Origin of the sequence: Methylocystis rosea SV97 (genome assembly GCF_000372845.1) — a bacterium.
GTDB lineage: Bacteria > Pseudomonadota > Alphaproteobacteria > Rhizobiales > Beijerinckiaceae > Methylocystis > Methylocystis rosea.
In genome coordinates, this window is sequence record NZ_KB889964.1 from 265,601 (window position 1) to 278,552 (window position 12,952).

Below are 12,952 nucleotides of genomic sequence, written 5' to 3' on the forward strand. Positions count from 1 at the left end.
CTCGCCGCCCGTTTCGCCCGCGCCGCGACATCGCCGAGACAGCCGGGTCTCACGCTTTTGTAAGCTTCTCCACAAGCTTGCGGGCCGCCGGACCGGAGGAAGCCGGGTTCTGGCCTGTGATCAACTGGCCGTCCCGGACGACATGTGGGGCCCAGTCCGCCGCCTTCGAGAAGCGCGCGCCCTTCACCTGAAGCTCGTCCTCGACAAGGAACGGAACGACGTGGGTGAGGCCAACCGCCTCCTCCTCGCCATTGGTGAACCCTGTCACCGTCTTGCCCGCGACCAGCGGCCGGTCATCCGGACCTTTGACATGGCGCAGCACGCCCGGCGCGTGGCAGACGAGCGCGATGGGTTTGTCGGCGCGGACGAAGGATTCGATCAGCCTGATCGAATTCGGGTCCTCGGCGAGGTCCCACATCGGCCCATGGCCGCCGGGATAGAAGACCGAGTCGAAATCGTCCTGACGGACGCTATCGAGCCGCGCCGTGTCGGCGAGGCGCGCCTTGGCGGCCTCATCCGCTTGGAACCGGCGGGTGAGATCGGTCTGAAATTCAGGTTCATTGCTCTTTGGGTCCAACGGCGGCTGACCGCCCTTGGGGCGAGGCAAGCGTGATCTCGGCTCCGGCGTCGAGAAAGACGTAATAGGGCGCTGCGAGCTCTTCCAGCCAGAAGCCTGTCATTCGGCCTGTGTCGCCGAGCCTGTCATGCGAGGTGAGGACGATGAGAATTTTCACGGATTTCTCCTGTTTCGGGAGTATGTTCGCATGCTTGGGCTTGCGAAAAAATGACGCAATGGTCCGGCGGCGCGCAGCGCGAGCAGGACGGTAGGCGCCGAGGCCACTTGGATTCGGGAAAAATTTGCTCCACAAGCGCGCAGATGCGCGTTGCGCAACGACTGGAGCCAAGAACTCATGACCCTGATGTTGGCGAGCGTTCTCTCCCGCGACGAGGCGGAGATCGCCCTCGCGCGCGGCGCCGACATCATCGATTGCAAGGCGCCCTCGCGCGGCGCGCTGGGCGCCCTACCCCTGGACACCGTCGCTGATATTGTCGCCTTCGTCGACGGCCGCCGCCCGGTCAGCGCCGTCGTCGAGTTGCCGCACGACGTCGCGCATGCGCTGCGCGACTTTGAAGAGGTCGTCGCAGCAGGCGTCGATTATGTGAAGTTTGCCCTGCCGGCGACGCCCGACGCCGTCGAGATCATCGAGGCGCTGGCGCCGCTGACCGCAAAAACGCGGCTCGTCGCCGTGCTCTTCGCCGATCTCGGCCCCGAGTTCGACACCCTTGAGCCGCTGGCTGGCGCCGGCTTTCATGGGGCGATGCTGGACACGGCGCATAAGGGCAAGGGCCGACTGCTCGACTATATGAGCGTCGGCGCACTGTCCGAATTCGTGGCGCGCTGCCGCGCGCTCGGGCTCGCCTCCGGGCTCGCCGGCGCATTGGAGTCTCCGGACGTGCCGCGCCTGCTTGTCACGGGCGCCGACGTGCTTGGCTTTCGCGGCGCGCTCTGCGCGCATGGCGAGCGGCGCGCCGCCATCGACTCCCACGCCACGACGCTGATCCGCGATCTGATCCCATCGACCCGAGGCGCGCACGCCGATTTTTTCGCCCATTTGTCGTTCCTCGGCCGCGGCTATATCGAACCTGCGGGCGCGAACGACACCGATTGCGTGTTTCTCAAGGATTATGTGGCGCCCGTCGAGATCGGCGCCTACGCCCACGAACACGGCCATACGCAACGTGTGCGTTTCAACGTAGAAGCGGACGTGACCCGCATCAACGGTTCCGACGACATGCGCTCGATCTTCTCCTACGACGTGATCATGGACGCGATCAAAATGATTCTCGCCGGCGGCCATATCGAGCTGGTCGAAACGATCGCCGAGCGCCTCGCCGAAAGCGTTCTGCTGCATGAACGGGTGCGCGCCGTCACTGTCCAGGTCGAAAAGCTCGATGTCGCGCCAGGCGCTGTCGGCGTGAAAATCCGCCGCGCGCGCGCCCATGAGGACGCGCGTCGCCTGCAGCCGGCGCCGATGCGCATCGATGCCGTCAAGTAACGCGCCCCTCGTCGTAAAACTCGGCGGGAGCCTGCATGCTTCCCCGGCGCTCGCCGATTGGCTTGCGGCGCTGAAGCGCTGTCCGCGGCCGCTGACGATCGTTCCCGGCGGCGGACCCTTCGCCGACGCGGTGCGCGCCGCGCAGCCGACAATGCGCTACGACGATGCGACCGCGCACGCCATGGCGGTTCTGGCGATGGAGCAATATGCGCTGGCGCTCGCGAATCGTGACGATTCGCTGGAGCTCGCGGCCTCTCGTGGCGCAATCTCAGCGGCGCACGCCCGAGGACAAATCGCCATTTGGCGGCCGAGCGCAATGGTCGCCGCCGCAGATGACATTGCGCCATCCTGGGACGTCACCTCCGACAGTCTCGCCGCCTGGCTTGCCAAAAAAATGGGCGCTTGCGCGCTCGCGCTCATCAAGAGCGTCGATGTCGGCGATGGCGCCTTACTGAGCGAGATTATGCGCAAGGGCGTTATCGATCCGGCGCTTCCGGATTATCTCGATGGGACGCCGCTCTTCCTCGCCGGCCCCTCGTCTCTCCCGCACGCCGCCGCGCTCCTTGCCGACGGCGTCCCGCCGGGCGCAGCCATCGCAAATTTTCCAACGCGGAAGTTCGCCTGATGACAAAAAAGAAAGTAGTCACGCCGCGCTGGGGTTGGGCGCTCACCGGATCTGGGCATTTCTTCACCGAATGTCTCGAGATGATCCGCTCGCTCGATCACGTCGATCTTTTCGTCAGCAAGGCGGCGGCGGAAGTCGTGCGCATGTATAAGCACGATCTCGATCTGCCGGAGACGGTTCGCATCTTTAAGGACACCACCGCGAGCGCCGCACCGGTCGGAAATTTCTACTACAATTTCTATCACACGCTGGTTCTCGCGCCCGCGACCTCGAACACCGTCGCGAAATGCGTCGCCGGCATTTCCGACAATCTTGCGACGAATGTCTTCGCGCAGGCCGGCAAATGCCGTGTGCCGACGATCGTCTTCGCCTGCGACACCGCGCCCGAACTCGAGACGCGCGCGCCCAAAGGCATGGTGATGGTCTATCCGCGCCGCATCGATTTGCAGAATACCGACGCGCTCAAATCCTTCGAAGCGACGCAGGTCGTCGAAAGCCTCGCGGCGCTGCAGGAGGCGGTGGAGCGCCGCCGCCGCGAAGTCGAGCCGCAACCTTAACGAAAGCTCCGCATGAGCGAGCGCCTGCTGTTCCTCACCGGCCATCTTGCACTGCCACGGTTGGAGCGCCTGGTCGCGAGCTTCGGCGAAGCGGCGCAGGAGTGGCGTATCCACGACATTGGGGTGAAGGTCGCGGCGCTCATGACACAGGAGATCATTCACCGGCGCCTGCCGCGACCCGTGCAGGCTGACCGCGTCATCTTGCCGGGGCGCTGTCGCGCCGATCTCGCCGTGCTGACCGAGGATTTCGGCGTCGCCTTTGAACGCGGGCCGGAAGAGATCGCCGATCTTCCCGCCTATCTCGGGCGCGGCGGCGCGGCGCCGGATCTCTCACGCTACGACATGCAGATTTTTGCCGAGATCGTCGACGCGTCAAAGATGAGCGTCGCGGACATTTCGGTCAAGGCGCGCGAACTCGCCGCCGGCGGCGCCGACGTCATCGATCTCGGCTGTCTGCCGGATACGCCTTTCGATCATCTCGAGGACGCGATCGCGGCGCTCAAGGTCCACGGCCTGAAGGTGAGCGTCGACTCGGCCAATGTCGCCGAGCTTGAACGCGCGGCGAAGGCCGGCGTCGATCACCTCTTGAGTTTGGACGAAGAAACGCTGTCGATCCTTCCCGACAATTCGCCCATTATTCCGATTCTGACGCCGCGGCCGCACGGCGATCTCGACTCGCTGCAGCACGCCGCACGCCGCGCGCGCGAGCGCGGAATCAGCGCCATTCTCGATCCGATTCTCGATCCGATTCACTTCGGCCTCGCCGCCTCGATCGCCCGCTACGTCGAACTGCGCGCCCGCGAGCCTGAGGCCGAGATCATGATGGGAACGGGCAATCTCACGGAGCTTACCGACGCCGACTCCGCCGGCGTCACCGCGGCTATGCTCGGCATATGTTCCGAACTCGATATACGGCATCTACTCACGGTGCAGGTGTCCCCTCATACGCGGCGAACGCTGCAGGAGCACGACGCCGCAAGACGTTTGATGTTTGCGGCGCGCGCCGACCGCGCTCTGCCAAAGGGCTATAGCGACGCCCTGCTGCAGATCCACGACCGCAAACCCTATGCTGCAACGCCGGAAGAGATTGCCGCGCTTGCGCGCGAACTGCGCGATGCTAATTTCCGCATAGATGTGACGCAGGACGGCGTGCATATCTACGCCAAAGGGTTCCACCACGTCGCAGCCGACGCGATGGCGCTCTTCCCGCATCTTGACGTCGAACATGACGGCGCCCACGCTTTTTATCTTGGCGCGGAATTGATGAAAGCCGAGATCGCCTACAAGCTCGGCAAGCGCTATCGTCAAGATGAACCGCTCGACTTCGGCGTCGCGACGGAGATCAACGAAGAGGACGCGACGCGCTTCAAGGAAATGGGTCACACGATGCGCAAAGCGGGCGAAGGACCTGCAAAAGATGCCTCTGATACATGAATGCGTCATCACGACGCTGTCGCCGGAAGGTCGACCGCATATCGCGCCGCTCGGATTGATCGAGGAACATGGCTTCTGGATCGCCGCGCCGTTTCGTCCATCTTCGACTCTGTTCAATCTCGCGCATAACCCGAAACTAACGGCGAGCTTTACCGACGACGCGCGGATTTTTGCCGGACTCGTCGTCGGCCAACGCAACTGGCCGCTCACCGACATTGAAGACTGGCCGGCGCCGCGCCTCTCCGCCGCGCTGGCGCACGCCCAACTCATCGTCGCGCGCGTCGAGGAGCATGAATCGCGGCCGCGCTTCTTCTGCAGAGTGAGGCGGATTGAGTCGCATCGCGCCTTTCTCGGCATGAACCGCGCGCGCGCCGCCGTGCTGGAAGCGGCGATTCTCGCGACGCGGCTCGACATGCTGCCGCCCGAAAAGATCGAGAGAGAACTGGCCTATCTGCAGATCGCCATCGACAAAACCGCCGGCGACGCTGAGCTCGAAGCCTGGAACATGGTGATGGAGAAAATTGACGCATATAAGGAGCGAGCGGAAAAGCGCGCGTCGCGTTAGCGAACCTTTGTCGCTCGATTCGCAAGCATGCCCCACGAAAGAAGCGTGCGATGAACCGAAACGTCTGCGCGATGGCGGCGATCATTCTCCTTTCGACGTCGCAGGCCATTTGCGGCGACGCGGCGACGAAGCCATCTTCGTCTACGCCAAGCTGGCTCGATAGCCTGTCGATCGACGGCTTTTTGTCGGGAGGCGTCGCCGTCAACTTCGCGCATCCCTATAACAAGATAAACTTCGGTCATCTTGAAACGGATCGCGCCAACTGGCCGCAATTCAATCAAGCGATACTGAATGTGGAGCGTCCTCTCGACCAGAAGGCGACCGGCCTGGACTTCGGGCTTGGCTTCATCGGAATGCTCGGCACAGACGCTCGTTACACGCAGTTCCTGGGCCAGACCGAATACCTCATTCACGATCGCACGCAGCTTTCGATCGTTGAGGCGAATCTCCAGGCCCACCTGCCAATTCTCACCGAGGGCGGCGTCGACGTCACTGTCGGACAATTCATGAGCTATAATGGCATCGAGAAGCTCACGTCGAAGGACAATGTTTTTTATACGCGCTCCTATAGCTCGAATTTCGGACCCTTCGTCGACACCGGCATCATGTCGATCGTCCATGCAACGGACTGGCTCGATCTATACGCCGGCATTGTCTCCGGCGTGGACACCACAATGGGCTGGCCCGGCGACAACAACAATTCGCCCTCGTTCCATGCCGGATTTGCCTTGAACCTGCTCGGTGGCGACCTTTCGATCCTCGCGATTACGCATTCCGGACCAGAAAATCCGAATGTGAAAGACCCTCTGTTGGTGGGTTGGCCGGATGGCGTCATCGGCGGCATTCCTGCGGCGTGCGCCTGCAATCCTAACAACGCTTGGCTCATGTACAATAATTTGACGGCGACCTGGAAAGTCACCGAAAATCTGAGCTTCGCGTCGGACATCAGCTATTTTCGGGAAAGCGGCGGGTACCCCGTATCGATTTTCGGATCCTATTTCGATGCGCTTAACGCTCTTCCGAACGGCTTCGGTTTGAATACTTCTCTCATCCCGCAACATCCTCGCGGAGCCAACGCATATGGGATCGCCCAATATGCGACGTACAAGATCGACGATTCGATCAAACTCGGCGCCCGCGTCGAATTTTGGCGCGACGCCAAAAATTTCTTCGCCGCCGCCTATCCGGGCTACTTCGACAGCGTCAACTCCGAACACGGCTTTCCCGCTCCATCGGTAATTGTGCAGCCGCAGGGACAAGGGACGAGCTATCTTGCGATCACCGCCGGAGTCACTTTTTCGCAAAAGCTGACGGGGATTCCATATTTCTCAGGATTGATCCTGAGACCCGAATTTCGATGGGAGGCGGCGGTGAATGATGCGGCGCCCTTCTTCGGGCCGAACGGTCCAAAGCGCACGCAGGGCCTTTTCTCGATGGACGTCATCGCGCCATTCACAATCCAATGATTATTGTGCGCTACCGGACTTCCAGCAACGCCAGCGCCGAAGCCGGCGCGCAATTCGCGGCCCTTTCGGCCAAGGCAGGCGGCGCCGCAATCAGATCGGCGAAATCGATGAATGTCCGGCCTTGCGCATGCGCCAGACGCGCTGCGAGTCTGCGGCCGACGCCGGCGCCGATGATCGGCGCATCGAACGCCAGCGCGTCGCGCGATTGGGGCAGCGCCATCTGATCTTCGATGGCGCGCAATTGCGCGCGCGCAAGATACAGCGCGAAGGCACGCCATTGCGCATCGCTCAATTCGGCGGCGTCACGCCCGGCAAGACGCGCCAGCCGCGCGCGCGACGCCGCAACCGTCTTCGGGCGACCGTCCGCCGTCGGCGACAGGTCGGCGTCGGTTTCGCCTTCGCGGAGATCGCCGAGCACGCGCCTTACGTCGGCCATCGACGCAAAGGCCTCGTTGACGAGCGGCGTCCACCGTCCGGCGACCGGCGCGCGCGCCGCATAGGCCTGAGGCGCGCCACGTGAAAATCCGGCGTAGGCGAGTTCTCCATAAGCGAGGCGCTCGGCGTCGCTCGCCCCAAGCGCCGCGACACGTCCGACGCAAATCGGCGCAAGGTCCGTCGTCGTCGATCCAATGTCGATGAACAGCGCCTCGGCGCAATGGCGCGCGACGAATTCGGCTGAGGCGCGCCAATTGGCCGAAGCGACGGCGTCGACATGGGCGCCTACCTCGTCGCGGCTGATGAAGCCGTGTTCGCCGGCGTAAAAAAGAATGTCAGGAACGCCGATCTCGCGCGCGGCGATGGCGGCCACCGTAACGACGCCGCGCGCCCTAGTTTCGAACGCGTCGGAGAGCTCCGCCGTCATTGTGACGCGATGACGCTCTGCCTCGCCGAGCGCCGAACGCGCGGCGCGTAGCGCCTGCTCCAGGCTTGCGACGCTTTCATGGGGGGCGCAGGCGATTTGAACGACCGCTGTCAGGCGCCCGTCATCCGCGCGCGCCGCCTTGATATGGGCGCCGCCGATATCCCAGCCGATGACCGCCGCCATCCGCCACTCCCAAAAGAAAAAGGGGAGCCGCGCGGCCCCCCTTCAATTTCGAAGATGCTGCGCGGATCAGTTCGGCGCGAAGGGGTGCTTGGCTTCGTTGCGCTTAGCGACGACTTCCGAAGCCTTCGGCTCGCCCTTGACGGCGCGCGCGATCGCTTCCTTCGTCGCGGTATAATTGTAGTCCTGGATCTTCTTGTCGTCCGAAGCGTCCCAGTGAATGAACACGCCGACCGCAATGAAGATGTCGTCGGCCTCATCCATCGGGATCACGCCCTCGGCGACCGAATCCGCAACAGCCTTGGCGACGCCATGCTGCGCCGGGCCGAACATCTGCACGGCCTGCTTGGCGCCCTTGATCGTCACCTTGTTGAAGAGGATCGTGTTGGGCTTGCACAGCAGGTTCGGCGCGACGACCGCGAGCAGCGTCGTGAAGCCGTCCTTGTTGTTGACGAGCGCGTTGGCGAAAGCGAGCTCGGCCGCGGAGCCGCGCGGCCCCATGATCAGATCGATATGCGCAACTTCATTACCGTCGCCGACCAGCGACTCGCCGACCAGCATTTTGTTGATCAAAGCCATGTTTTTCTCCCAGAATTCTGGCGCCGGATTCACAGGCGCCCTAAGCGAGCCGCACGCGGGGCGCGCGGCGATAAGAGCCCACGCTCGCGGCGCGGACTCAACCATTTTCGCGCGTTCTTGCCAAGGCGCGAGACCTGGCAAGCGCGCGAGACGTCACACGAGTTCGCGGGCCAATGCGAAAGCGTGACGGAAGTCGAGGCAAAGCGGCTCGTCGGACGTCGCCATCTTCTTGAAGAGACCAGCTTCCGTGCCGTATTTGACGTTGCCGATCGCCAGCGCGCCGATGCCCAGCGCGCCATGAGGCGAAACCACGACGCCATTGTCGTGCAGACCGCAGCCTTCAACGCCAAGCGGCGGCACGGCGTTGACGTCGGCGGCGATCAAGAGATCCTTGGCGGCGGTAAGATCTTCCTTCGACAGCACCTGGACGCCGGCGCGCGCCGCGCACAGCGCGATTTCATGCTGGCGCAGCAATTCCCGCACTTGTTCTGGCGTGGAGCCGTCGGCAGGCGCCACCTTGATGTTAAAACGCTTGCACATTTCGTCGGCGAGCTTGGCGACACGCTCGAGGCCGCTATAGCCGACGACGGTGACTTCAGCGCCCTCGAGCGCCGAGATGACCGCGGCGGAATAGCCAACAACGCCCGTCGCCCCATAGATGACGACTTTCGCGCCCTTGAGCTCGCGCTGTTTCTTCTCCCGCAGAATTTTTTCGACGCAGGCGACCATCGCGCCGGCGGTGGTGAAGGAGCCGTAGGGATCGGCGAAGAGCGACACTTCGAAGGGCTTTAGCAGCGCTTTCTTTGCGGTGTCCATCATGTCGAGCGCGAGCACGGCGTCGCGGCCGGCGAAAAAGATGCCGGTGCGCAGCGCGGCCGAAGGGGCGCGCGAGAACATCGCGTCCTGCACGAGCGCGGTGACTTCGTCGAGCGTGACATTGGTGTAAGGAATCGCCGCGTCATAGCCGGCGTCGAGGGCCATGTTCACATCGAAGGGACTCATATGCTTCAACGTGCTGAGCATGTGCAGAATCGCTTTGGCCATTGAATCTCCCCAACCTTTCCCTCGATTTTCGCGTCTTACGCGGCCATAGGCGACGCGCGGCGGGAGATAACCTCCAGCCCCTCGATCTCTCCATGATTCCGGCTAAACGAACGGCGCGCGGGCGCGCGCCTCGGCCTCGCCCGGAGCGGTGGGAGGCTTAGAACCCAGAACGAAGCCGATGTCTAGAGGCGTGTGCGCCGCAGCGTGCGGCCCCATGGCGGCGGCTGTTGGTTGACGGCGGCCGCGCTTTGCCTCTATAAGCCCCGCAATCGAGGCTCGGCGCATCGTCGTCGCGCCTCGCTGTCTTTTTCACCCTCTGCTGGCGATCGTGGGCGACTGGCGCCGCGGTCCACGCATGGAAGAATAGAGCGAAAGGAACCATTATGTCCCGCCGTTGCGAGCTGACCGGAAAGGGCGTGCAGTCCGGCAATCTCGTCAGCCATTCCAATCGGAAGACGAAGACGCGGTTTCTGCCCAATCTCGTCAATGTGACGCTCGCCTCAGAGGCGCTGGCGCGTTCGGTGCGACTGCGCATCTCCGCGGCGGCGCTGCGGTCGGTGGAGCATCGCGGCGGGCTTGACGCCTTCCTCGCGAAGGCGAAGACCGAAGAGCTGTCGAAGAACGCCCGAACGCTCAAGCGCGAAATCGAGAAGAAGCAGGCGGCCGCGAGCGCTTAAAGCTTCGCCTTCTGTTTTGACATTTGGCCCCGTCGCCTTGCGGCGGGGCTTTTGTTTTGCCGCGCCCCGAGTTTGTCGCTGAAAAAGGCGGGCATCCCTTCTCCCATGGGGAGAAGGTGGCGCGCGAAGCGCGACGGATGAGGGGAAAGCGCCTGACGTGTAGAGGGATAAACCCCTCACCCGACCCGGCTCCCGCCGGGCCACCCTCTCCCAAAGGGAGAGGGATTGCGCTCCCGGCGTCAGCCCGTCGATAAAACTAACCCCGCAGATCCGGCGGCGTCGCTTCCTCCGCCAGCCGCTTCAACGCCTCGTCGAGCGAAAGCTGCGTCTGCGCCTGCGAGCCCAGCCGGCGCATTGAGATCGTGCGCTCGGCCGCCTCTTTCTTGCCCGCGACGAGCAGCACGGGAACCTTCGCCAGCGAATGTTCGCGCACCTTGTAGGTGATCTTCTCGTTGCGCGCGTCGACCTCGACCGCAAGCCCGAGCTTTCGCGCCGCGGCGGCGACCTCATAGGCATAGTCGTCGGCGTCCTGCGTGATCGTGCAAATGACGATCTGCAGCGGCGACAGCCACAGCGGCAGATGTCCGGCGAAATGCTCGATCAGAATGCCGGTGAAGCGTTCGAGCGAGCCGAAGATCGCGCGGTGGATCATCACCGGCGTCTTCTTCTCGCTGTCCGGGCCGATGTAATAGGCGCCAAAGCGCGACGGCAGGTTGAAGTCGACCTGCGTCGTGCCGCATTGCCACTCGCGGCCGATCGCGTCGCGCAGCGTATATTCGAACTTGGGGCCGTAGAACGCGCCCTCGCCCGGATTAATGCCCGTCTTGATTCGTCCGCCCGAGCCCGCTTCGATTTCGCTCAAGACCCGCGTCATGATCGCCTCGGCTTCGTCCCAAGCCTCGTCGGAGCCGACGCGCTTTTCGGGACGCGTCGAGAGCTTCACGACGACTTCCTCGAAGCCGAAATCGGCGTAGGTCGACAGAATGAGATCATTGATCTTGAGGCATTCTTCGGCCATCTGCGCTTCGGTGCAGAAGACATGCGCATCGTCCTGCGTGAAGGCGCGCACGCGCAGCAGGCCATGCAGCGCGCCGGACGGCTCATAGCGATGCACGACGCCGAACTCGGCCATGCGCAGCGGCAGATCGCGGTATGACTTGAGGCCGTGTTTGAAGATCTGGATATGGCCAGGACAATTCATCGGCTTGATCGCGTACAGCCGATCTTCGTCCGTCTGTTCGCGCGCGGGCGCTGAGACGAACATGTTTTCGCGAAACCATTCCCAGTGGCCGGACGTCTCCCACAGCGACTTGTCGAGGAGCAGCGGCGCGTTGACTTCCTGATAATCGGCCTTCAGGCGCCGGCGCATGTAGGAGATGACGTTCTGGAACAGCGCCCAGCCCTTCGGGTGCCAGAAGATCGCGCCGGGGCCTTCCTCCTGAAAATGGAACAGGTCCATCTCGCGCCCCAGGCGGCGGTGATCGCGCCGCTCGGCTTCCTCCAGCCGGTGCAGATGGGCGTCGAGTTGCTCCTGCGTCGTCCAGGCCGTGCCGTAGATGCGCGACAGCATCGGCTTCGTCGAATCGCCACGCCAATAGGCGCCCGCGACCTTCATCAGCTTGAAAGCCGTGCCGACCTTGCCGACGGAGGGCATGTGCGGGCCGCGACAGAGATCGAGCCACTGGCCTTGCCGATAGACGCTCAAGGGCTCATCGGACTTGATCGAGTCAATGAGCTCGCCCTTGAAAATCTCGCCTTTGGTCAGAAACCATTGCTTGGCGTCGTCGCGATTCCACACTTCGCGCGTGATCTTGGCGTCGCGCGCGACGATCTCGCGCATCTTCTTTTCGATCGCCGGCAGGTCTTCGAGCGTGAACGGCTCGGCGCGGAAGAAATCGTAATAGAAGCCGTTCTCGATGACCGGGCCGATCGTCACCTGCGTGCCGGGATAAAGCTCCTGCACCGCCTCCGCCAGCACATGCGCGGCGTCGTGACGGATGAGCTCCAGCGCGCGCGGATCTTCGCGCGTGACGAATTCGATCTTCGAGTCGCGCTCAATCGGTCTTGTCAGATCGACGAGCGCGCCGTCGAGCGTCATGGCGACGCTGCGCTTGGCGAGAGAGGGAGAGATGCTCTTGGCGATGTCGACGCCCGAAACGCCGGGCTCGAACTGACGGGACGCCCCGTCGGGGAATGTAACCGCTACCATAGTACGCTCCTGTCGCGCTCAGTCGCCGATACGAGTCGACGTAAGTCGCTTTGGATGAACGGCGCCTTCATAACGCCGCCCGCGCGCCGGCGCAAGCGTGTCTGAGGAGGAAGACGCGGCGCGCCTGGGAGCGTGTATTGCCTACCGGACGCTTACCGGCAAGCAAGTCAAGGTTGAGCTAGCGCGCCTCTAGGACCGATACCGAGGCGCGCGCGATCGGAGACAGAGTCGCCCTAAAACAGGGTAACCTCGCCGTAAGACGGCATGCCAAGAGCCGCGTTATGCGGCGCGCGTCGGCCTCTCGGACTAAAACCAACGCCCTCGGCCGTACCAACCGCCGCCAAGGATGAGAAGAACAATAATAATGATGAGGAGCGTCTGGGTATCCATGATGTACATTCCCTTCAGTGCGATGGCTACGGCTTTGGCTTGTTCACAATGACCACGCCGAATAGGCACATCATATGGGAGACGCCGTCGGACAAAAAAGAAGTCGGTGAATTACGTGACCAACCTGTCGCTGGATTCTTTTGCGAGCAACCTAAGCCTTCAGCGCTCATCGCATGCGAAGTATTCCCGACAACAACCGCCCTGGAGACGCGCGGAAACCGCGAGGCGCGTGCTCGAGGAGTTCAAAATTGCGCCGACAGGGGAAGATCGTTGCGGGGAATTTTCAGAGCGACGGCCGCACGCGTTG

At 63.0% G+C, this 12,952-nt stretch carries 11 protein-coding genes and 1 pseudogene; 7 read left to right on the forward strand and 5 right to left on the reverse strand.

Features of this window, described 5'->3' with window-relative positions; genetic code table 11:
* Positions 1-49: 49 nt before the first annotated feature.
* Positions 50-734 (reverse strand): annotated as a pseudogene (locus tag A3OO_RS22435) (type 1 glutamine amidotransferase domain-containing protein).
* A gap of 177 nt (positions 735-911) precedes the next feature.
* On the opposite strand from A3OO_RS22435, the gene A3OO_RS0120320 reads away from it, so the two are divergent.
* The 6 genes from A3OO_RS0120320 to A3OO_RS0120345 are packed head-to-tail and all read left to right on the forward strand — an operon-like array spanning position 912 to position 6,704.
* Positions 912-2,057 (forward strand): (5-formylfuran-3-yl)methyl phosphate synthase, encoded by a 1,146-nt coding sequence (locus A3OO_RS0120320; protein ID WP_018409683.1) that lies wholly within the window; start codon positions 912-914, stop codon positions 2,055-2,057.
* Positions 2,044-2,682 carry an amino acid kinase family protein gene (locus A3OO_RS0120325; RefSeq protein ID WP_018409684.1) on the forward strand — a complete coding sequence of 213 codons (639 nt, stop codon included), beginning with the start codon at positions 2,044-2,046 and terminating at the stop codon, positions 2,680-2,682. The genes A3OO_RS0120320 and A3OO_RS0120325 overlap by 14 nt, the downstream gene beginning before the upstream one ends.
* Positions 2,682-3,239: a flavoprotein gene (locus A3OO_RS0120330; RefSeq protein WP_018409685.1), complete on the forward strand. Its 558-nt coding sequence runs from the start codon at positions 2,682-2,684 to the stop codon at positions 3,237-3,239. The genes A3OO_RS0120325 and A3OO_RS0120330 overlap by 1 nt, the downstream gene beginning before the upstream one ends.
* Before the next feature lie 12 nt (positions 3,240-3,251).
* Positions 3,252-4,673, forward strand: coding sequence for a DUF6513 domain-containing protein (locus A3OO_RS0120335; RefSeq protein WP_018409686.1), 1,422 nt, complete (start codon positions 3,252-3,254; stop codon positions 4,671-4,673).
* Entirely contained in the window at positions 4,657-5,238 is a 582-nt protein-coding gene (locus tag A3OO_RS0120340; protein ID WP_018409687.1) for a DUF447 domain-containing protein, read from the forward strand. The genes A3OO_RS0120335 and A3OO_RS0120340 overlap by 17 nt, the downstream gene beginning before the upstream one ends.
* Before the next feature lie 50 nt (positions 5,239-5,288).
* Positions 5,289-6,704, forward strand: a complete 1,416-nt coding sequence (locus A3OO_RS0120345; protein ID WP_018409688.1) for an outer membrane beta-barrel protein — start codon at positions 5,289-5,291, stop codon at positions 6,702-6,704.
* A 10-nt stretch (positions 6,705-6,714) separates the two neighbouring features.
* Here A3OO_RS0120345 and A3OO_RS0120350 read toward each other — a convergent pair whose 3' ends face one another.
* The 3 genes from A3OO_RS0120350 to A3OO_RS0120360 all read right to left on the reverse strand — a co-directional run bounded on the left by A3OO_RS0120350 (position 6,715) and on the right by A3OO_RS0120360 (position 9,369).
* Positions 6,715-7,749 (reverse strand): hydantoinase/oxoprolinase family protein, encoded by a 1,035-nt coding sequence (locus tag A3OO_RS0120350; RefSeq protein WP_018409689.1) that lies wholly within the window; start codon positions 7,747-7,749, stop codon positions 6,715-6,717.
* Positions 7,750-7,815: 66 nt separating this feature from the next.
* Positions 7,816-8,325: a formaldehyde-activating enzyme gene (gene fae, locus A3OO_RS0120355; protein ID WP_026223198.1), complete on the reverse strand. Its 510-nt coding sequence runs from the start codon at positions 8,323-8,325 to the stop codon at positions 7,816-7,818.
* 153 nt (positions 8,326-8,478) lie between these two features.
* On the reverse strand, positions 8,479-9,369 hold the full coding sequence (locus A3OO_RS0120360) for an NAD(P)-dependent methylenetetrahydromethanopterin dehydrogenase (protein ID WP_018409691.1): 891 nt from the start codon (positions 9,367-9,369) through the stop codon (positions 8,479-8,481).
* A 383-nt stretch (positions 9,370-9,752) separates the two neighbouring features.
* Here A3OO_RS0120360 and rpmB point away from each other — a divergent pair, with 383 nt between their 5' ends.
* Complete coding sequence (gene rpmB, locus A3OO_RS0120365) at positions 9,753-10,046, forward strand: 50S ribosomal protein L28 (RefSeq protein WP_018409692.1); 294 nt, start codon at positions 9,753-9,755, stop codon at positions 10,044-10,046.
* Positions 10,047-10,302: 256 nt separating this feature from the next.
* Here the strand turns inward: rpmB and thrS are convergent, their stop codons facing one another.
* Positions 10,303-12,255, reverse strand: a complete 1,953-nt coding sequence (gene thrS, locus A3OO_RS0120375) for a threonine--tRNA ligase (protein WP_018409694.1) — start codon at positions 12,253-12,255, stop codon at positions 10,303-10,305.
* Between the last annotated feature and the right edge of the window lie 697 nt (positions 12,256-12,952).